The 19,392-nt window shown below is 67.6% G+C and carries 18 protein-coding genes; 11 read left to right on the top strand and 7 right to left on the bottom strand.

Annotated elements, in window-relative coordinates; all coding sequences use genetic code 11:
• The first annotated feature begins 128 nt into the window (after positions 1-128).
• From M2351_RS08420 to M2351_RS08445, 6 genes are all read left to right on the top strand, one after another.
• Positions 129-1,388, top strand: a complete 1,260-nt coding sequence (locus M2351_RS08420; protein WP_264655647.1) for an SAM-dependent methyltransferase — start codon at positions 129-131, stop codon at positions 1,386-1,388.
• A gap of 176 nt (positions 1,389-1,564) precedes the next feature.
• Positions 1,565-3,097, top strand: coding sequence for a replicative DNA helicase (locus M2351_RS08425; RefSeq protein WP_264655648.1), 1,533 nt, complete (start codon positions 1,565-1,567; stop codon positions 3,095-3,097).
• On the top strand, positions 3,075-4,208 hold the full coding sequence (gene alr, locus M2351_RS08430; RefSeq protein WP_264655649.1) for an alanine racemase: 1,134 nt from the start codon (positions 3,075-3,077) through the stop codon (positions 4,206-4,208). The genes M2351_RS08425 and alr overlap by 23 nt, the downstream gene beginning before the upstream one ends.
• The gene (locus tag M2351_RS08435) at positions 4,208-4,984 is read left to right on the top strand and encodes an MlaE family ABC transporter permease (RefSeq protein WP_264655650.1); all 777 of its coding nucleotides are present in this window, start codon (positions 4,208-4,210) and stop codon (positions 4,982-4,984) included. The genes alr and M2351_RS08435 overlap by 1 nt, the downstream gene beginning before the upstream one ends.
• A gap of 10 nt (positions 4,985-4,994) precedes the next feature.
• A complete protein-coding gene (locus tag M2351_RS08440) occupies positions 4,995-5,798 on the top strand; it encodes an ABC transporter ATP-binding protein (RefSeq protein WP_264655651.1) in 804 nt (267 codons plus the stop codon).
• Between the two features lie 98 nt (positions 5,799-5,896).
• The gene (locus M2351_RS08445; protein WP_264655652.1) at positions 5,897-6,112 is read left to right on the top strand and encodes a hypothetical protein; all 216 of its coding nucleotides are present in this window, start codon (positions 5,897-5,899) and stop codon (positions 6,110-6,112) included.
• Between the two features lie 30 nt (positions 6,113-6,142).
• Here the strand turns inward: M2351_RS08445 and M2351_RS08450 are convergent, their stop codons facing one another.
• Together M2351_RS08450 and map are read right to left on the bottom strand one after the other, a co-directional pair.
• Complete coding sequence (locus tag M2351_RS08450; RefSeq protein ID WP_264655653.1) at positions 6,143-6,727, bottom strand: NUDIX hydrolase; 585 nt, start codon at positions 6,725-6,727, stop codon at positions 6,143-6,145.
• On the bottom strand, positions 6,724-7,560 hold the full coding sequence (gene map, locus M2351_RS08455; RefSeq protein WP_264655654.1) for a type I methionyl aminopeptidase: 837 nt from the start codon (positions 7,558-7,560) through the stop codon (positions 6,724-6,726). Before map ends, M2351_RS08450 begins: the two co-directional genes overlap by 4 nt.
• A gap of 156 nt (positions 7,561-7,716) precedes the next feature.
• Between map and radA the strand changes: the two genes are divergently transcribed.
• The 5 genes from radA to M2351_RS08480 all read left to right on the top strand — a co-directional run bounded on the left by radA (position 7,717) and on the right by M2351_RS08480 (position 13,639).
• Positions 7,717-9,114, top strand: a complete 1,398-nt coding sequence (gene radA / locus M2351_RS08460) for a DNA repair protein RadA (RefSeq protein WP_264655655.1) — start codon at positions 7,717-7,719, stop codon at positions 9,112-9,114.
• A 149-nt stretch (positions 9,115-9,263) separates the two neighbouring features.
• Positions 9,264-9,950, top strand: coding sequence for a CvpA family protein (locus tag M2351_RS08465; protein ID WP_264655656.1), 687 nt, complete (start codon positions 9,264-9,266; stop codon positions 9,948-9,950).
• Positions 9,951-10,020: 70 nt separating this feature from the next.
• Positions 10,021-11,469, top strand: a complete 1,449-nt coding sequence (gene purF / locus M2351_RS08470; protein ID WP_264655657.1) for an amidophosphoribosyltransferase — start codon at positions 10,021-10,023, stop codon at positions 11,467-11,469.
• Positions 11,470-11,554: 85 nt separating this feature from the next.
• Positions 11,555-12,262 (top strand): SDR family NAD(P)-dependent oxidoreductase, encoded by a 708-nt coding sequence (locus M2351_RS08475; protein ID WP_264655658.1) that lies wholly within the window; start codon positions 11,555-11,557, stop codon positions 12,260-12,262.
• Between the two features lie 78 nt (positions 12,263-12,340).
• Positions 12,341-13,639 carry an IS701 family transposase gene (locus tag M2351_RS08480; RefSeq protein WP_264655659.1) on the top strand — a complete coding sequence of 433 codons (1,299 nt, stop codon included), beginning with the start codon at positions 12,341-12,343 and terminating at the stop codon, positions 13,637-13,639.
• 291 nt (positions 13,640-13,930) lie between these two features.
• Here the strand turns inward: M2351_RS08480 and der are convergent, their stop codons facing one another.
• From der to M2351_RS08505, 5 genes are all read right to left on the bottom strand, one after another.
• Positions 13,931-15,331: a ribosome biogenesis GTPase Der gene (gene der, locus M2351_RS08485; protein WP_264655660.1), complete on the bottom strand. Its 1,401-nt coding sequence runs from the start codon at positions 15,329-15,331 to the stop codon at positions 13,931-13,933.
• A 40-nt stretch (positions 15,332-15,371) separates the two neighbouring features.
• On the bottom strand, positions 15,372-16,742 hold the full coding sequence (locus M2351_RS08490) for a PQQ-like beta-propeller repeat protein (RefSeq protein ID WP_264655661.1): 1,371 nt from the start codon (positions 16,740-16,742) through the stop codon (positions 15,372-15,374).
• Complete coding sequence (locus M2351_RS08495; RefSeq protein ID WP_264655662.1) at positions 16,742-17,386, bottom strand: tetratricopeptide repeat protein; 645 nt, start codon at positions 17,384-17,386, stop codon at positions 16,742-16,744. The genes M2351_RS08490 and M2351_RS08495 overlap by 1 nt, the downstream gene beginning before the upstream one ends.
• Before the next feature lie 187 nt (positions 17,387-17,573).
• On the bottom strand, positions 17,574-18,125 hold the full coding sequence (locus M2351_RS08500) for a thioredoxin family protein (protein ID WP_264655663.1): 552 nt from the start codon (positions 18,123-18,125) through the stop codon (positions 17,574-17,576).
• Between the two features lie 199 nt (positions 18,126-18,324).
• Positions 18,325-18,972 carry a response regulator transcription factor gene (locus M2351_RS08505; RefSeq protein WP_264655664.1) on the bottom strand — a complete coding sequence of 216 codons (648 nt, stop codon included), beginning with the start codon at positions 18,970-18,972 and terminating at the stop codon, positions 18,325-18,327.
• Positions 18,973-19,392 lie beyond the last annotated feature (420 nt).

The raw sequence follows: 19,392 nt of genomic DNA on the forward strand, positions 1-19,392 counted from the left end.
ATCGCCTCTAAGTCTATGGGCATGCGTCTGATGCGCAGCAGCATCGTCCGTTGGAAACGTTGCCATGCCCATTTCCGCGTCCGACCTTCCTCTCACGTGAGATGCGATGGCTCATGCGGAGGAACGGTATGCTGCTCGCCCGCCTGCTCAACCCCGTCGTCACCACCGGCGCCTTCGACATCATTGATGCCGACGGCCACGCCCATCGCGTCGGGAAGGGCACGCCGACCTTAGCGCTGCGCCTGCACGACAAAGCCGTGCAGCGCGACCTTGTGATCAACCCGCGCATGCGCTTCGGCGAGGCCTACATGGATGGCCGGCTGTCCATTGACGGCGGCACCATGTACGACTTCCTCGACGTGCTCTGTTCCGGGCCGGAGAACGTGCAGGGCGTGCTGGGAACGATCCAGGAAGCCCTCGGCCCCATGCTGCGCGTCGCGCAGCAGCACAATCCGCTGAAGCGGTCGCGCAAGAACGTCGCCCACCACTACGACCTGTCGCGGGAATTCTTCGCGCTGTTTCTTGACCGCGACATGCAATATTCCTGCGCCTACTTCCCAACGCCCGAGACCAGCCTGGACGACGCGCAGGAGGCCAAAAAGCGCCACATCGCGTCGAAGCTGCTGCTGCGGCCGGGCATGCGCGTGCTCGACATCGGCTGCGGCTGGGGCGGCATGGCCCTGTACCTCGCGCGGACGACGGGTGCCGACGTCACGGGCATCACCCTGTCCACCGAACAGCTCGCCGTCGCGCGGGAGCGGGCGGCGAAGGCCGGCCTGTCCGACCGGGTGCGATTCGAGCTGCGCGACTACCGCCTGATGGGCGGCACCTTCGACCGGATCGTCTCTGTCGGCATGTTCGAGCATGTCGGCAAGCCCCACTACGGCGCCTTCTTCGCAAAGGTCCGCGAGCTGCTGGCCGACGACGGCGTCGCCCTCCTGCACGCCATCGGCCGCTCCGACGGGCCGGGTGCGACCAACCCGTGGATGCGGAAGTATATCTTCCCCGGAGGCTATTCCCCTGCCCTGTCCGAAGTGATCCCGGCGGTCGAGAAGGCCGGCCTGTGGAGCACGGATGTGGAGATCCTGCGCCTCCACTACGCCGAGACGCTGCGCCACTGGCGGGAGCGTTTCCTGGCGCGGTGGGACGAGGCGAAGGCCATGTACGACGAGCGGTTCTGCCGCATGTGGGAACTGTATCTGGCGGGGTCGGAGATCGCCTTCCGCTACCAGGGGCACATGGTGTTCCAGGTGCAGCTCGCCCGGTCGGTCACCGCCGTGCCGATGACACGCGACTACATGGTCAACACCGAACGGGCGCTGCTGCACCCGACGCCGGTCGCCGTCCCGCAGCCTGTGGACAATGAGCCACGCCGTCACGCCAGTTAAGGCGTCCGCGGCGATCCATCCGCGCTTCTGGGACCGCATAACCCGCTGCCGGCCAAGCCGTTTTCGGGTTATCCCCAATCTTCCCATCCTGTGGAAGAAAGTTATCCACACGATTTCGAGGACACCGTCGCCGATCGCACAGCTAAGCTGCCCTGCCCTTTGGTAGAGTGCCAGCCATGGACGACAAGACCACCCAGCTTTTCGAGCCGCGTTCCCTGGACGGCGGCTCTTCCCGTGCCGGCGCCGTCAAGCCCACGGCCGAATACCGCACGCCGCCTCACAACGAGGAGGCGGAGCAGGCGCTTCTCGGCGCCATCCTGGTGAACAACAAGGCGTACGAGAAGGTCGGCGAGTTCCTCCGCGCCGAGCACTTCTACGACCCGGCCCACCAGCGGATCTTCGGCGCCATCGCCAAGATGGTGGAACGCGGCCAGATCGCGAACCCGGTCACGCTGAAGGCCTATTTCGACAACGACCCGGAACTGGCCCCGGACGGCGGGGCGAGCTACCTGGCGCAGCTGGCGGGCAACGTGGTCACCGTCGTCAACGCCGGCGACTACGGCAAGACGATCCACGACCTGTTCCTGCGCCGGCAGCTGATCGAGGTCGGCACGGACATGGTGAACGAGGCGTACCAGCACGACCTGGACGTCGACGCCATGGACCAGATCGAGACGGCGGAAAAGCAGCTGTTCGACCTCGCCTCCACCGGCGACGTGCGCGGCGGCTTCGTCGCCTTCTCCGAATCGCTGAAAGCGGCCATCGAGACGGCAGAGACGGCCTTCCGCCGGTCGAGCCACGTCACCGGCGTGACGACGGGGCTGAGGGACATGGACCGCAAGTTGGGTGGCCTGCACCCGTCGGACCTGATCATCCTGGCCGGTCGTCCGTCCATGGGCAAGACGGCGCTGGCAACCAACATCGCCTTCAACGCCGCCAAGGCCTATATGCGCACCAACGGCGGCGAGGGCGCGCCGGTCGGCTTTTTCTCGCTGGAAATGTCGGCCGAGCAGCTGGCCACCCGTATCCTGGCCGGCGAGGCGGAGGTGTCGGGCGACAAGATTCGCCGCGGCGAGATCAAGGACAGCGACTTCCCCAAATTCGTGGCGGCGAGCCAGGATCTGAGCCGCGTTCCCTTCTTCGTCGACGACACGCCGGCCCTGACCATCGCCGCGGTGCGCACCCGTTGCCGCCGGCTGAAGCGCACACACGGGCTGGGCATGGTGGTGGTCGACTATCTCCAGCTGCTGCGCGGCAGCTCAACCAAGGGCAACGAGAACCGCGTGCAGGAAATCTCGGAGATCACCCGCGGCCTGAAGGCCATCGCCAAGGAGCTGGAAGTCCCCGTCCTCGCCCTGTCGCAGCTGAGCCGCGCGGTCGAAATGCGCGAGGACAAGCGTCCGCAGCTGGCCGACCTGCGCGAATCGGGCTCCATCGAGCAGGATGCCGACGTTGTGATGTTCGTTTACCGCGAACAGTACTATCTTGAGCGCGCCGAACCGGCCCGCCGGCCGGAAGAGACGGAGGACAAGTACAACGACCGCTACGCCAACTGGCAGAATCGCTACGCCGAGGTCCACAACACGGCCGAGGCGATCATCGCGAAGCAGCGCCACGGCCCGATCGGCAGCGTTCGGATGTTCTTCGACGGACAGTTCACCAAATTCGGCGACCTCGACACGACCCATGATTTCGGACCTACGGAGTGACCCGGCGCAACGCGCCGGCGCGGTTCTGACCATCGACCTCGGCGCGGTGGTCGCCAACTGGCGTTCCTTGCGCGACCGGGTGGCTCCGGCCGAATGCGCGGCGGTGGTGAAGGCCAACGCCTATGGCCTTGGGGTGGAGCGGGTCGTTCCGGCGCTCGCCGCCGCCGGCTGCCGGACCTTCGTGGTTGCCCAGTTTGAGGAGGCGCTTGCGGTCCGCGCCGTGGCGCCGGACGCGCGGATCCTGTGCCTCGGCGGCCTGCCCGCCGGGACCGCGCCGGACTTCACGGCGAACCGCATCCTTCCGGTTCTGAACCACCTGGGCGACATCGCCGCGTGGCAGGCGCACGCCCGGGCGCAGGGTGCACCCCTGCCCGCGGTCGTCCACATCGACACGGGCATGAATCGACTCGGGCTCGGCCCGGACGAGTTGGACATCCTCGCCGGCGACCTCGGCCGGCTGGAGGGGGTCGACGTCCGCGTGTGGATGACGCACCTTGCCTGCGCCGAGGCCGAGTCGCCGATGAACGGCCGGCAGCTGGAGGCTTTCCGCGCGGCGGTCGCGCGGCTTCCGGCGGCGGAGCGCAGCTTCGCCAATTCCTCGGGCATCTTCCATGGCCCAGCCGCCCATTTCGACCTCGTCCGGCCGGGCTGCGCGCTCTACGGCGTGAATCCGACACCCACCGTGGCGAACCCGATGCGGGGCACCATCCGCCTCGACGCCCGCGTGCTTCAGGTGCGCAGCGTTGACAGTGCTATGACCGTTGGATACGGTGCGACGCACCGCGTTGAAGCGAGAGGCAAAATCGCAACCATCGCAGTGGGTTATGCCGACGGATACCTACGCTCGCTCAGCGGGCGCGGGCATGTGTTCGTGGACGGCGTGGCCGCACCGGTGGTTGGTCGGATTTCGATGGATCTGGTTACGGTGGACATCAGTCACCTCCCCGACGGCGCGGTCACGCCCGGCGGGCTGGTCGAGTTGATCGGCCCCAACCGCCCGGTGGACACCGTGGCGGACGAGGGCGGCACCATCGGCTACGAGATCCTCACCTCCCTTGGCGCGCGCTACCACAGGGTCTATCGCGACCCGCCGTCGCCTGAGGTCGCTTGATGGGTTTCCTTGCCGCCACCGGCCGGGCCTTCCTGGTATTCCTGGAAGCGACCGGAAAGCTCGGTCTGTTCACCATCGCCGCGCTGTCGCACTGCGTCCGCCCGCCGCTGTACCCGCGGCAGATCCTGCGGCAGATGATCGACATCGGCTACTACTCGCTGCCGGTGGTGGGGCTGACCGCGCTGTTCACCGGCATGGTGCTGGCCCTGCAAAGCTATTCCGGCTTCTCCCGCTTCCAGGCGGAGGGAGCCATCGCCACCGTGGTGGCGTTGTCGGTGACGCGCGAGCTTGGACCGGTGCTGGGCGGCCTGATGGTCGCCGGGCGCATCGGTGCCTCCATGGCCGCCGAAATCGGAACCATGCGCGTGACGGAGCAGATCGACGCGCTGTCGACGCTGTCCACCAACCCCTACAAGTACCTGGTGGCGCCGCGCCTGCTGGCCGGCCTGACCATGCTGCCGATTCTGGTGCTGGTGGCGGACATCATCGGCGTGTTCGGCGGGTTCCTGGTCGGCGTCTACCGCCTGAACTTCAACCCGTCCTCCTACATCAGCCGCACCTGGGAGTTCCTGGAGCCGATCGACGTCATCTCCGGCCTCGTGAAGGCGGCGGTGTTCGGCTTCGTGGTGGCGCTGATGGGCTGCTACCACGGCTACCATTCCCGCGGCGGCGCGCAGGGCGTCGGCACGGCGACCACCAACGCGGTGGTGTCGGCCTCCATCCTGATCCTGGTGTGGAACTACCTGATCACCGGCATCTTCTTCTCGACGAAATGAGCGAAACCCTATGACCGCCACCGTGTCCCAGGTCCCCCCCGCTCATCCGCCGAAGATTTCGCTGAAGAACGTGCACAAGCGCTTCGGCCCGAAGGTCGTGCTGAACGGCATCGACCTGGAGGTCGGGCGCGGCGAGTCGCTGGTGGTCATCGGCGGGTCTGGCACGGGCAAGTCGGTGATGCTGAAATGCATCCTCGGCCTGCTGCAACCCGATTCGGGCTCCATCCGGGTGGATGGGGCGGAGACGACGAAGCTTCGCGCCCGCGACCGGGAGAAGCTGCTGCATAAATTCGGCATGCTGTTCCAGGGCGCCGCCCTCTTCGACAGCCTGAAGGTATGGGAGAACGTCGCCTTCGGCCTGATCCAGGGCGAGCATATGCCGCGCGTCAAGGCCAAGGAGATCGCCATCGCCAAGATGGGCGCCGTCGGGCTGGGGCCCGAGGTGGGCGAGTTGTTCCCGTCGGAGCTGTCGGGCGGCATGCAGAAGCGCGTCGGCCTCGCCCGCGCCATCGCCGACGAGCCGGAGATCATCTTCTTCGACGAGCCCACGACCGGCCTCGACCCGATCATGGCCGACGTGATCAACGAACTGATCGTGAAGTGCGTGAAGGACCTGGGCGCCACGGCGGTCACCATCACCCACGACATGGCGTCGGCCCGCAAGATCGCCGACCGGGTCGCGATGATCTACCAGGGCCGCATCATCTGGACCGGGCACGCCCAGGACATCGACCATTCCGGCAACCCCTACGTGGACCAGTTCGTCCACGGCAAGGCCGACGGCCCGATCAAGATGCAGGTGCGGGCACTCTGACGCGGCGGTTTGCCGCCGGTGGAAGCGATTTCTTAATCCTATTGGACAAAAACACTTTGCGCAGTGCGGCTGATTCCGCTGCGAACCGGAGATCATAAATGGCTGAAGTCACCACCAACGGGCTGGCGTTCGCGTCCTTCATGCTGAGCGCCAAGATTCTGGAGACGCTGCAGGCGAAGGGTTTGCTGACCAACGAAGATGTGGTGAAGACCATCCAGGCCGCCCACACGCAGCTGGTCAGCAACGACAACCCGCTGGCGAGCGAGGCCGCCGTCGCCCTGGCGCATTTCTTCGCGCCCGCGCCGAAGGGCTGAGAGGCCGGCGGGGCCGCTGCGTCGCCGGGATTACCCGCGCGACGCCGCCTTCGCCATGGCCTCCCGCAGGTCCGGCAGCAGCACCGCGCCCAGCATGGCGATCATCGGCAGGAGCGCGTAGTCGCCGGCCGCCGCCGCTTCGATCAACTCGGCGCGGGTCAGCCGTTCCAGGCGCATCTCCTCCAGGTCGCCGGAATCCGGCTCCCGGACCTTTCGGGCGTTTCGGGCGTGGAACATGTGGCAGGTGCAGCCCCGCTGGTTGCCCTGCACCACATAGGAACCGAGCGCGGTCCAGTCCGGCGCCTCGTAACCCGTTTCCTCCAGCAGCTCGCGTTTCGCGGCGACCAGCGGATCCTCGCCGGGGGAGATCATGCCGGCCGGGAAGGTCTGGCTGACGCGGCGCGGGCCGTGCTTGTACTGGCGCAGCATCAGGGCGCGGCCCTGTTCGTCCTCGGCGAACATCAGGACGAAGTCATGCTGCTCGATCTGGTAGTAGTTCTCCACCCGGCGCCCGTCCGGAAGCACCACCGTCTGGGCGTGCACGCGCAGGAAATGGCCGGCGTCCAGGAGCGTTCGGCTGTCCAGGACGGTCCAGGGAATCAGGTCGTCGTTCATTCAGACTGGGCTCCATAGGGCGGCTGCGTGTAACCGGCCGGGGACAGGGTGAAGATCTCGCAGCCGGTCTCGGTGATGCCGACCTGGTGCTCGAACTGGGCGGACAGGGAGCGGTCGCGGGTCACCGTGGTCCAGCCGTCGGACAGGATCTTCACGTCGGGCTTGCCGGCGTTGAGCATCGGCTCGATCGTGAAGACCATGCCGGGCTGGAGCAGGACGCCGGTACCCGGCTTGCCGAAATGGTCGACGTGCGGCGCGTCGTGGAAGACGCGGCCGATGCCATGGCCGCCGAAGTCGCGCACCACGCCATAGCGGTGGGATTCGGCCAGCGTTTGGATGGCGTGGCCGATGTCGCCCAGGTGGTTGCCGGGCTTGGCCTGCGCGATGCCGGCCATCATCGCCTTGTGGGTGATGTCGACCAGCTTGCGCGCCTTCACGCCGATCTTGTCGCCGACGAAGAACATGCGGCTGGTGTCGCCGTACCAGCCATCGAGGATCACCGTGACGTCAATGTTCACGATGTCTCCGTCGAGCAGCGCCTTGTCGTCGCTGGGGATGCCGTGGTTGACCACGTGGTTGGGCGAAATGCAGCTCGCCGCCGGGAAGCCGTGATAGCCGAGCGTCGCGGGAATGGCGCCGTTGTCCCGCATGAAGGCCTCGATCAGCCGGTCGAGATGCCCGGTGCTGACGCCCGGCACCACATGCGGCGTGATGTGGTCGAGCGTCGCTGCGGCCAGCCGCCCGGCCTTCCGCAACGCCTCGAACTCCTCCGCCCCGTGCAAGGGAATGCGCCGTCCGTCCTTGTCCGCCACCGCGTCACCTGCCTTCGTCATCGTTATGTCCGTTCAAACCTCGGGGCCAGAACCTACCACCGCAGCCGCCCAAGAAAAGCCCCAGGATTTTTATCGCTTCAGCCATAGGATTTATGACAGCAGCTTGCTATATGTGGGGCGCCGTCGGAACCCGCTGCACCAAAGCCTGTTAGACCCTTGGCCAAGCCCTCCACCCGCTACGCCTGCCAGTCTTGCGGCGCGACCTTCCCGAAATGGGCGGGGCGTTGCGACGCGTGCGGCGAATGGAACACCCTCGTCGAGGAAACGGCTCCGGAAAGCGCGCCGAAGGGTCTGGGCACCGCGCGCGGCCGCCGGCTGGATTTCGTCGGGTTGGCCGGCACGAGCGCCGCCCCGCCCCGCCGCCTGAGCCACATCGAGGAGTTCGACCGCGTCTGCGGCGGCGGCCTCGTCCCCGGATCGGCCATCCTGATCGGCGGCGACCCGGGCATCGGCAAGTCGACCCTGCTGCTTCAAGTGATGGCGCGACTGTCGCAGGAAAACCGCTGCGCCTACGTTTCGGGCGAGGAGGCGGTGGACCAGGTGCGGCTGCGCGCCCTGCGGCTCGGCTGCGCGGCGGCGCCGGTGCAACTCGCCTCGGCGACCAGCGTGCGCGACATCGTGGCCTCGATGGACAGCGCCGACGGGCCGGACGTGATCGTCATCGACTCCATCCAGACCATGTATGTGGACAACCTGGACAGCGCCCCCGGCACGGTGGCGCAGGTTCGGGCGAGCGCGCAGGAGCTGATCCGCGCGGCCAAGCGGCGCGGCGTGGTGGTGCTGCTGGTCGGCCACGTCACCAAGGAAGGCATGATCGCCGGTCCCCGCGTGCTGGAGCACATGGTGGACACGGTGCTGTATTTCGAAGGCGAGCGCGGACACCAGTTCCGCATCCTGCGCGCCGTGAAGAACCGATTCGGCGCCACCGACGAAATCGGCGTCTTTGAGATGACCGACGGCGGCCTGGGCGAGGTCGCGAATCCCTCCGCCCTGTTCCTGGCGGAGCGGCGGGGCGACGTGTCGGGCGCCGCCGTCTTCGCCGGCATGGAGGGCACGCGCCCGGTGCTGGTGGAGGTGCAGGCGCTGGTCGCCCCCTCCCCGCTCGGCACGCCGCGGCGCGCCGTGGTAGGCTGGGATTCGGCGCGGCTCGCCATGGTCTTGGCGGTGCTGGAGGCGCGCTGCGGCGTGCAGATCGGCGCCAACGACGTCTACCTGAACGTGGCCGGCGGCCTGCGGATCACCGAGCCGGCCGCCGACCTCGCGGTCGCCGCGGCGCTGGTGTCCTCCCTGACGGGGGAACCGGTGCCGGCCGACGCGGTGGTGTTCGGCGAGATCGGCCTGTCCGGCGAGGTGCGCGCGGTCGGCCAGAGCGACACGCGGCTGAAGGAAGCCGCGAAGCTGGGATTTTCCACGGCGATCTTTCCGGCGCGCCGGAACGGCCAGAAGGGCGGTCGGGGCGACGGCACTCTGAAAAGCGTCGAATTGCAGCAGCTCAGCGAGTTGATGCCGCTGTTCCAGGCCGGAGGCGGGCGACCGCCGCGCAGTCGGGATTAAGGGGGCGGGATTAAGGGGGCGGGATTGAACGGTGGCGATTAAGACACGGCCGATTAGGGCTCTGTAGAGGATTGGGCCCTACAGATGGTGAGCCCACAGTCGACGCCCGGAACCGGGCTTTTGAGAGAGCACGAGGCGTAGCGGAGTCCATGGATAACTTCCCGATCAACCCGGCGGACCTGGCGGTCATCGTCGTGCTTCTGCTGTCGGCGCTGCTGGCCTTCACCCGCGGCATGGTGGCCGAGGTGCTGTCGGTCGCCGCCTGGGCCGGCGCGGCACTGGTGACGCTGAACGCCCTGCCCTACGCCCTGCCGATCGCCCAGCGCTACATCCATGTTGAGATGGCGGCCTACGCCGCGTCTGCGGTGGCGCTGTTCGTGATCAGCCTTGTGTTTTTCACAATCCTCGGCCGGGCGGCCTCGCGCGGGGTGCAGAACTCGGGCCTTTCGGCGCTCGACCGCTCGCTGGGCTTCGTTTTCGGGCTGCTGAAGGGCGCCATCCTCGCATCCGTCGCATATCTGTTCTTCGCCTGGCTTGTGCCGAACCCGGCCGAGCATCCAGCGTGGCTGCAGACCGCCAAGACGCGGCCCTTGCTGGTGACTGGGGCCGGCATGATCTATGAGGTCATGCCGGAGAACCTCCGCAAGGACGGACTCGGCCAGATGGACGTGGCGCGCGAGCGCGCGCGCCAGGCCATCGAAGCGAAAGAGGCGCTCGACCGCCTGTCGACACCGGTTCCCGGTGCGACCAAGACCGGTGGTGCGTCCCAACCCGATACCGGCTATAAGGACCGCGACCGCGGTGACCTTGAGCGATTGATCCAGAACGCGCGCTGAAAGGCGCCCGTCAAGACGCCCCCGACCGGGCTGAGTGAGACCGACGCCTGTGCATGACGAGGATTCCCCGATGCTGACCACGCATCCGTTCGACGACGACAAGCTGCGCGAAGAGTGCGGCGTGTTCGGCATCCGCAGCCACACCCAAGCGGCGGCCATCACGGCGCTGGGCCTGCACGCGCTGCAGCACCGCGGACAGGAGGCCTGCGGCATCGTCAGCTACGACGGGGACCGCTTCCACCTGCAGCACGCGCTGGGGCTGGTCGGCGACCATTTCTCGTCCGAGTCGGTGATTGCCAAGCTGAAGGGCCTTCAGGCCATCGGCCACGTCCGCTATGCCACCACGGGCGACACCACGATCCGCAACGTCCAGCCGCTCTACGCCGACTTCGAGTTCGGCGGCTTCGCGCTGGCCCACAACGGCAACCTGACCAACGCGCACACGCTGCGCCGCCAGCTGGTCCGCCGCGGCTGCCTGTTCCAGTCGACCACCGACACCGAAACCATCGTACACCTGATGGCCATCGCCCGCGGCGGCTCGCCGGTCGACCGGCTGATCGAGGCGGTGCGGCAGGTCGAGGGCGCCTTCTCGCTGGTGGCGCTGACCCCGAACGAGGTGATCGGCGTACGCGACCCGCTGGGCGTCCGCCCGCTGGTGCTCGGCAAGCTCGGCGACACGCACATCCTGACCAGCGAGACCTGCGCGCTGGACATCGTCGGCGCCGAGTACGTGCGCGACGTCGAGCCGGGCGAGATGATCGTGCTGAACGACCAGGGCGTGCAGAGCCTGCGTCCGTTCCAGCCGCAGGGCCGCCGCTTCTGCATCTTCGAATACATCTACTTCGCGCGGCCGGACAGCGTGATGGAGGGCTCCTCCGTCTACAACGCCCGCCAGCGGATCGGCGCGGAACTGGCCCGCGAATCGGGCATCGAAGCCGACGTGGTCGTGCCGGTGCCGGACAGCGGCGTGCCCGCGGCGCTGGGCTACGCGACGCAGAGCGGCGTGCCGTTCGAGTTGGGCATCATCCGCAACCATTACGTCGGCCGCACCTTTATCGAGCCGACCGACCAGATCCGCCACCTCGGCGTGAAGCTGAAGCACAACGCCAACCGCGCCATGATCGAGGGCAAGCGGGTGGTGCTGGTGGACGACAGCATCGTGCGCGGCACGACGTCGAAGAAGATCGTAGAGATGGTGCGCGCCGCCGGCGCCAAGGAGGTGCACATGCGCATCTCCAGCCCGCCGACCTCGCACCCCTGCTTCTACGGCATCGACACGCCGGAGCAGGGCAAGCTGCTGGCCCACCGCATGTCGGTCGAGGAGATGCGGGACTTCATCCAGGCCGACAGCCTGGCCTTCATCTCGCTGGACGGCCTCTACCGCGCCATGGGCGAAGAGAAGCGCGATTCGAACAATCTGCGCTACTGCGACGCCTGCTTCACCGGCGAGTACCCGATCCCACTGACCGACGCGGTGGACAACCCGCCAGTCGAGGCGAACGTCCGCATCCGCGCGTAACGCCGCAATCGTCCCGCAAGGCCGGCCGCTCCCATCGGGACGGCCGGCCTGTTTCGCATCCACCCTCAGCCTGTCGAGCCGCCCCATGTCCCGTCTGAATGGTCGCATCGCCCTCATCACCGGCGCATCGCGCGGCATCGGCGCCGCCGTCGCCAAGCGCTTCGCCGCCGAGGGGGCCCACGTCATCCTGACCGCCCGCACCGTCGGCGGGCTGGAGGAAACGGACGAGGCGATCTACAAGGCCACGGGGCGCCACGCCACCCTGGCGCCGCTGGACCTGCGGCAGTTCGACAAGATCGACCAGCTGCTGGGCTACTCCATCTTCGAGCGGTTCGGGAAGCTCGACATCCTCGTCGGCAACGCCGGCGTGCTGGAGGCGCTGGGCCCGGTCGCCCATTACGATCCCAAGCTGTGGGAGCGCGTGATGGACGTGAACGTCACGGCCAACTACCGCCTGATCCGCTCCTTCGACCGGCTGCTGCGCGCGTCGGACGCCGGCCGCGCCATCTTCGTGACGTCGGGCGCCGCCTCCGCGCCCTACCCGTACTGGAGCCCCTACGGCGCCAGCAAGGCGGCGCTGGAGATGATGGTGAAGACCTACGCGATGGAAATCGCGTCCTCCAACCTGCGCGTCAACCTGATCGACCCCGGCATCGTCGCGACGAAGCTGCGCATGCAGGCCTTCCCCGGCGAGGACCAGACCAAGCTGACGCAGCCCGACGACGTGGCCGGCCGGTTCGTGGATCTGGCCGAAGCGGGTTGGACGGGGAATGGGGAAGTGGTTTCGGCTTAGTACTACAGCGGGGATTATCCGAAGGTGAGTTTGAGCGGCGCCGACTGTTAAGCGTGGATCAGTAGGGAGGGTCCACGGATGACGACCATTGCTGAAGCGGAACGATGGGCGAGCGCGCTGGAGCATCTGGTGGAGCAGCTTGCGCCCCGCTTTCGTCGCCTGGAGGCGCGTCAGCGGGCACTGACGTATTTGCGCGGTCTTCTGGCCCCTCTGGAGCGCAAGAACGGCTGGCATCTGGCGGAAGCCGCCGGCGATCGCACGCCGGACGCCCTGCACGACTTCCTTGGTCGCGCCCGCTGGGACGCCGAGGCGGTGCGCGATGACCTGCAAGCTTATGTGGTTGAGCACCTGGGGGATGCCGACGCTGTCCTGGTGCTCGACGAGACCGGTTTTCTCAAGAAGGGCACCCGCTCGGTCGGCGTCAAACGCCAGTACTGCGGCACCGCCGGGCGTACCGAGAACTGTCAGGTCGCCGTGTTCCTGAGCTATGCCAGCCGCCGCGGCCGGGCGTTGATTGATCGCGCGCTGTACTTGCCGGAGGAGTGGACGGCGGATGCCGAACGCCGGCGTCTGGCCGGGGTGCCGGAGGAGGTGGGCTTTGCCACCAAACCGAAGCAGGGCCGGGCGATGCTGGAGCGCGCCGTTGCGGCGGGGGTGCCCTGCGCCTGGGTGACGGCCGACAGCGTGTACGGCGGCGACTACGCGCTGCGGCTGTGGTTGGAACGGCAACCGATTGGCTATGTCCTGGCGGTCACCAGCAAACAACGGGCGCCGCTCGGTTTTGATACGGTCAAGGAGCGGGCCGTCGCCCGCGTAGGGGCTTGCGACTGGCAGCGACTGAGCGCCGGCGATGGGGCCAAGGGCCCGCGGCTCTACGACTGGGCGTACAAGAGCTATCCGTCACTGCGCGCGGGCTGGAGCCGTGGCCTGCTGGTGCGCCGCTCGATCGCGGAACCGGACAAGCTGACCTACTATTTGACCTTTGCGCCGGAGGGCACGCCGTTGCTGACACTGGTGCGGATCGCGGGCACACGCTGGACGGTGGAGGCGTGTTTCGAAGCCGCCAAGGGCGAGGTGGGGCTGGACCAGTACGAGGTGCGCACCTGGACGGCGTGGCACCGCCACGTCACGCTGGCCATGTTCGCCTTGGCCTTTCTCACCGTCGCCCGAGCGGCGGCTATCGGGGGGCGAGGAGCGCGTCGATCTGTCGGCCGATTTGCTGCCCCTCACCGTGCCGGAAATCCGCCGCCTGCTTGCATCCTGGATCGGCCTGCCGCGGCCCGAACCCACCGTCGTTATCGCTTGGTCCGTCTGGCGGCGCCAACACCAGCAACGCGCACGCCAGTTCCATTGGAGGCGCCGTACCCAAACCGGTAAATCCCCGCTGTAGTATTAGGGGATGAGTGGTTGCGTTGATGCCCCCACCCCAACCCTCCCCCGCTGGGCGGGGGAGGGAACTGCCGCCGGACTTTAGCTAAGGTCCTGTCTCCCTCCCCCGCCCAGCGGGGGAGGGTCGGGGTGGGGCCCCGACTGGAGCGGCAGCGAAACCCGACACTGGCTTCCATGGCGCGGATGTTGGGTTTCGGCTGCGCCTGCATCCAACCTACGACAGGACATGAAAAAGGGGCGGTGTATGTGCACCGCCCCTTTTTCTTTGATCTCACCCGATCAATCGTCGGCGTACGGGTTCTTCTGCTTGCGCAGCAGCAGGCGCACGGGCACGCCGGGCAGTTCGAACGTCTCGCGCAGGTGCCCGATCAGATAGCGCTGGTAGCTCTCCGGCAAGTCCAGCGGCTTGTTCACGAAAAGCGCCACGGTCGGCGGGCGGGTCTTCACCTGCGTGGCGTAGCGGATCTTCACGCGGCGGCCCTCGACCAGGGGCGGCGGATGGTGCTCCAGCACGCCTTCAATCCAGCGGTTCAGCTGGGCTGTCGGGATGCGGCGGTTCCACTGGGCGTAGGTCGACAGGATCGAGTCGAGCAGCGTGTCCAGCTTCTTGCCCTGAAGGGCGGAGATGGTCACGACCTCCACGCCCTTGATCTGGGCGAGCGTCGCCTGGAGCTTGTCCTCCACCTGGCGCAGTGCCATGGCGCGGTCGTCGACGGCGTCCCACTTGTTCAACGCGATGACCAGGGCGCGGCCTTCCTCCACCACCATGCGGGCGATGGTCAGATCCTGCTTGTCCAGAATCTGGTTGGCATCGACGACCAGCAGCACGACCTGCGCCATGCGGATGACCCGCAGCGCGTCGGCCACCGCCAGCTTTTCGACCTTCGCGTCCACGCGGGCGCGCTTGCGCATGCCGGCCGTGTCCACCAGACGGAACTTGCGGCCGCGCCACTCCCAGTCGACGCTGATGGCGTCGCGGGTCATGCCGGCTTCCGGACCGGTCAGCACGCGCTCCTCACCGATCAGGCTATTCAGCAGAGTCGACTTGCCGACGTTGGGCCGACCGACAATGGCGATCTGGATGGGCTTCGCCAGATCCTCGGCGGGCTCCGGCTGGTCGCCGATGGGAAGCTCGCTGGCTTCTGTCGGAGCGGCCTCGGCGAACTCGTCCTCCTCCTCGTCCTCCTTGGGGGCGAAGGGCAGCAGAGCCTGAACGAGGTCAGCCATGCCCTCGCCATGCTCCGCCGACAGCGGGATCGGCTCGCCGAGGCCAAGCTCGAACGCCTCGTAGAGGCCGGGCATGCCGGCCTTGCCTTCCGCCTTGTTGGCGACCAGCAGGACCGGCGTCTTGCCCTTGCGCAGCAGCGATGCGAAATGCCGATCCAGCGGCGTGATGCCGGCGCGGGCGTCCACGATGAACAGCGCCACGTCGGCGCGGTTCAGCGCGCGTTCGGTCTGGCGGCGCATGCGCGCCTCCAGGCTGTCGTCGGTGACGTCCTCCAGGCCCGCGGTGTCGACCACGGTGAAGGACAGGCCGCCCATACGGGCGGGTGCCGAGCGCCAGTCGCGCGTCACGCCCGGCGTGTCGTCGACCAACGCCAGCTTCTTGCCGGCCAGACGGTTGAACAGGGTCGACTTGCCGACGTTCGGCCGGCCGACGAGAGCCACGGTAAAGGACATCGGGCCGGAGGCCTCACTCACACAGGAAAAAGAAAGGCGGTCAACGGTACGCGACCAGCGTACCGTTGTCGCCCAGAACATATAGGGTGTTGTTCGCGACGATTGGAGGCAAGTAGCTGCCGGACTGGAGCGAATAACGGGTGACGATCTGCCCGTCGCCGGGCGACAGGGCCAGCATCTGGCCGTGCGATCCGGTGACGTACAGCTTGCCGCCGGCCACGACCGGACCGGACCAGGTGATCGGGCCCTTCTTGTCCTCCATGTCCTTGAACCGGTCGAGCGGCGTCACCCAGCGGATGCGCCCGGCCTGCCGGGACATCGCCACCACTTCGGAATCGTTGGTGACGACGTACAGGTAATCGCCGGCCAGCCACGGCGTCTGCGTCCCCCCGATCTCCGCCTCCCAGACCCGGACGCCGATGCGCTCGTCGATCGCCACCGTGCGGCCGGAATGGCCGATGGCGTAGACGATGCCGCGGTCGATGACCGGAAGGCCGCGGATGTCGGCGAGGCTGCTGAGCGCGCCGGCGCGGCGGATGGCCGCCAGGCTCTCCTGCCAGGCGACGCGGCCGTTCTCCGGGCGGAGGCCGTACAGCTCGCCCGAGGAATAGGGGGCCACAACCAGGGTCGACGTCGCCGCCGGGCTGACGGCCCCCAGCAGGCCGGCGGTTTCCAGGATGCCCTGGTGCGTCCACTGGACGGCGCCGTCGGTCGCCGACAGGGCGGCCAGCTGGTTGTCGAGCGTCAGCACATAGACGCGCCCGCCGTCCACCGTCGGCGCGCCGCGGACCGGGCCGGGCACGCGCTTGCGCCAGATGACGTTGCCGTTGGCGGGATCGAGCGCCAGAACCTCGGCGAAGCCCGTCGCGGCGAAGACCCGGCCGTCGGCGTAGGCCACGCCGCCGCCGCTGGCGCCGCCGCGCTCGTTCTCCGGCTTGGTGTCGACGCGCCACAGCTGGCGGCCGCCCTTCTCGTCCAGGGCCGCGACGTGGGAGTCCGCGTCCATGGCGAAGATCTTGCCGTCGGCGACCACCGGGGTGGACAGCAGCATACGCGAGCTGCTGGAGCCCGAGCCGATGTCGCCACGCCACGCCTCGGCCGGGTTCGCCGACAGGGCGAGATGGCCCAGGTTGTGGTCCGGCGTGCCGCCCGCCTGCGCCCAGGCCGCGTTGGCGACGGCCGGCGGCAGGGTCACCGCGGTGTCGGCGATGCGCGGGTCCACTTCCAGCTTGCGCTCGCGGGTCAGCACGGCAACGCGCTGGCCCGGCAAGGGCGGCTCGGGCGTCTTGCCGAACCAATCGTTCATGGTGTCGCAGCCGGCGAGCAGCACGGCGAGCAACGGGGTGGACAGCAGCGCCGCGCGCGTCAGAGCGCGGGCCTTTTCTTTCTTGGCCTTGGGGGTGCGGGTCATCAGGACTTGCCGTAGAGGGTGGCGAGATCCGCGGCGCGCGAGCGGACGCCCGCCGGAGCCTGAGAGTCGTCGGCCAGTTGCTGGAAAAGGGTGCGCGCCTTGTCCTTGTCGCCGGCGCGGCCAGCCAGGATGCCGCTCATCTCCCGCGCGGAGAAGCGCCACGGGCTGGAATCGGCGGTCAGCGGCTGGAGGCGCGCCTGAAGCTGCGCCGGATCGCCGCTGCCCAGCTGGTGCATCACCGACAGCAGGGACGCGAGATCGCGGTAGGCGCCGCTGACGGCGCCGTTGGCGGCCAGCTTGTCGTAGACCTCCACCGCCTCGGCGGTCTTGCCCTCGCGGGTCAGGAGGGCGGCGGCGTTCAGCTGGGCCAGCGCCGCCATGCCCGGATCGGCCTTCCCGGCGAAGGCGGCCAGCGCCTCCACGCCCTTCTCCGGCCCCTGCCCCGTCTGGGACAGCGCCGCGGCCAGCGCCGCCGTCTCCTTTTGGTGCTGCGACTGCTGCCAGCTGCGCCATGCGGTGTAGCCGCCGGTGCCGGCGACGATCACCAGGGCGCCGGCAAGCATGATCCCGCCATAGCGCTTGAACAGGCGCTCCATGCGGTCTCGGCGCAAATCCTCGTCGACTTCGCGGAAAATATCGCTCATGGCCCTACAGCGGCGTCCGACGGCGTGACGGCCGTCCTTGCGTGTGTCGTTGACCCGCACGCGAATGCGGCGGGCAATTCCTTGTGCGTCACAGGGCCGGATAGCATTGGCCGGCGCACGCGGTCAAGGCGCAAGGCTGCCTTTTGGGCAATCTGTCCTCCCCCGTGGGGGAGGACGCCGCTTCCCGTCAGGCCGGGTCGCGCCATTTGATCGAGCAGCCCATGCTGGGGATCTGGTCGGCCGGCCCCTGCCCCGTGTCGGCGATTCGGACCATGGCGTGGTACAGCTCGCGCGGGGTGTCCGGCAGGAGGTGGGTCTTCGAGGCGTCAAGCCGCCCGCGGTATTGCAGGCAGAGGTCGGCGTTGAAGCCGAAGAAATCCGGCGTGCAGACCGCCCCGTAGGCCCGCGCGACCTCTTGGCGGTCGTCGAGCAGATAGGGAAACGGGAAGCCGTTTTCCTGCGCGAAGCGCTTCATGTTGTCGAAGCCGTCCTCGGGATAGCGGTCGGTGTCGTTGGACATGATGGCGACGGCGTTGATCCCGTGCGGTTTCAGCGCGTTGGCCTCGTCGACGATTCGCCCGATCACGGCTTTCACGTAGGGGCAGTGGTTGCAGATGAACATCACCAGCGTCCCCTTCGGGCCGCGCAGGTCGGCGAGGCTGTAGGTCTTGCCGTCGGTTCCCTTGAGGCTGAAGTCCACCGCGTTCCAGCCGAACTCGCACACCGGGGTTTCCGCCATCGTCGATTCCTCTTCCTGGGCTCTGGTTCCTGGGGCTCTGATTCCCGTCACCGCCGGACGGCCGTATAAGAGGTGAGGCGAAAGCCGGAATCGGAAAGGCCGCGGGGGCACGTTCGTCGCACCCTCTCGCGGCCTTCCGCAGTCGTCGTTTCCAACCCCAAACGCTTTAAAAAGGTCCCCGCCGATCCGCTTGCCGCGATCAGGAGGCCATCGCCGCCGCGGCGATCACCGCCTGCGTGCGGTTCTTCACGCCCAGAGACTTGAAGATCGCCGTGACATGGATCTTCACCGTGCCTTCCGACAGGCCCAGCTCGTAGGCGATCTGCTTGTTCGACTTGCCGGCGCGCAGGCAGTCGAGAACCTCGCGCTGGCGTTGGGTCAGGCCGTAGCCCGAGTTGCGGTCCACGCCGTCCATGCTGCGGCGGCGCGGGGACTGCTCGGTCGCCACGGCGGCGGCCAGCGCGTTCGGCGGGACGTAGATGCCGCCGGAGAAGACGAGGTTCAGCGCGCCCATCATCACCTTGACGCTGCTGGACTTCGGGATGTAGCCCGTCGCCCCGTGATCGAGCGCGCCGCGAATGTCGCTCAGCTGCTCCGACGCGGAAATCACCACGACGGGAACGCCCGGCTGCAGCGCCTGCACGTCGCGCAGGCCGTCGAAGCCCGGCCAGCTCGGCATATGCAGATCCATCAGGACGATATCAAAGCTGCCGCCGGTGCGGCACTGTTCCACCACCTCGTTGAAGGTGCCGGCCTCGATGAAGGTGGCGTCCGTGTGAAGCTGCTCCAGCAGTCGACGCAGGCCTTCACGAAAAAGGAGATGGTCATCACCAATCAGAATTCTCATGGTCCCCGTCCACCCTGTTTTGCTGCCGAATTCTTTTGGAGCCGCTTGCCCCTCCTGTCCGGGTCACCCCCACGGTGACCGGACCATTCCCCACCTAGATGGCTTACATGACAGCTACCACATTCGGGCGAGTACCAACATACCGACAACGGCCATAGGTCATTTGCGGTTGTGAAACGACCTTCGACACGGGTCGGCATCCGGAACAAAGGAGGAACTACGCTAAAGGTCATAGAACCCAGCCGGAAAGTAATGCCGTGGCGTTCGACAGCGGCGGGTCAACCCGGGAACCCAGGGACCGGCGGCCTGTTTCCGGATGTGCGAAGCGCACGACCCGATTGCAGCCTAAAATAGTTAAGATTGTCCAAACGGGAAAAATTGGCGCCAACGGGGTTCATCCGGTCGGGGCCTAGACCACAA

The sequence above is a fragment of the Azospirillum canadense genome, from assembly GCF_025961225.1.
GTDB lineage: Bacteria > Pseudomonadota > Alphaproteobacteria > Azospirillales > Azospirillaceae > Azospirillum > Azospirillum canadense.

Coding starts and splice junctions, on each gene's coding strand:
- M2351_RS08420 (WP_264655647.1), top strand. CDS start 129: ATGCTGCTCGCCCGCCTGCTCAACCCCGTCGTCACCACCGGCGCCTTC.
- M2351_RS08425 (WP_264655648.1), top strand. CDS start 1,565: ATGGACGACAAGACCACCCAGCTTTTCGAGCCGCGTTCCCTGGACGGC.
- alr (WP_264655649.1), top strand. CDS start 3,075: ATGATTTCGGACCTACGGAGTGACCCGGCGCAACGCGCCGGCGCGGTT.
- M2351_RS08435 (WP_264655650.1), top strand. CDS start 4,208: ATGGGTTTCCTTGCCGCCACCGGCCGGGCCTTCCTGGTATTCCTGGAA.
- M2351_RS08440 (WP_264655651.1), top strand. CDS start 4,995: ATGACCGCCACCGTGTCCCAGGTCCCCCCCGCTCATCCGCCGAAGATT.
- M2351_RS08445 (WP_264655652.1), top strand. CDS start 5,897: ATGGCTGAAGTCACCACCAACGGGCTGGCGTTCGCGTCCTTCATGCTG.
- M2351_RS08450 (WP_264655653.1), bottom strand. CDS start 6,727: ATGAACGACGACCTGATTCCCTGGACCGTCCTGGACAGCCGAACGCTC.
- map (WP_264655654.1), bottom strand. CDS start 7,560: ATGACGAAGGCAGGTGACGCGGTGGCGGACAAGGACGGACGGCGCATT.
- M2351_RS08465 (WP_264655656.1), top strand. CDS start 9,264: ATGGATAACTTCCCGATCAACCCGGCGGACCTGGCGGTCATCGTCGTG.
- purF (WP_264655657.1), top strand. CDS start 10,021: ATGCTGACCACGCATCCGTTCGACGACGACAAGCTGCGCGAAGAGTGC.
- M2351_RS08475 (WP_264655658.1), top strand. CDS start 11,555: ATGTCCCGTCTGAATGGTCGCATCGCCCTCATCACCGGCGCATCGCGC.
- M2351_RS08480 (WP_264655659.1), top strand. CDS start 12,341: ATGACGACCATTGCTGAAGCGGAACGATGGGCGAGCGCGCTGGAGCAT.
- der (WP_264655660.1), bottom strand. CDS start 15,331: ATGTCCTTTACCGTGGCTCTCGTCGGCCGGCCGAACGTCGGCAAGTCG.
- M2351_RS08490 (WP_264655661.1), bottom strand. CDS start 16,742: ATGACCCGCACCCCCAAGGCCAAGAAAGAAAAGGCCCGCGCTCTGACG.
- M2351_RS08495 (WP_264655662.1), bottom strand. CDS start 17,386: ATGAGCGATATTTTCCGCGAAGTCGACGAGGATTTGCGCCGAGACCGC.
- M2351_RS08500 (WP_264655663.1), bottom strand. CDS start 18,125: ATGGCGGAAACCCCGGTGTGCGAGTTCGGCTGGAACGCGGTGGACTTC.
- M2351_RS08505 (WP_264655664.1), bottom strand. CDS start 18,972: ATGAGAATTCTGATTGGTGATGACCATCTCCTTTTTCGTGAAGGCCTG.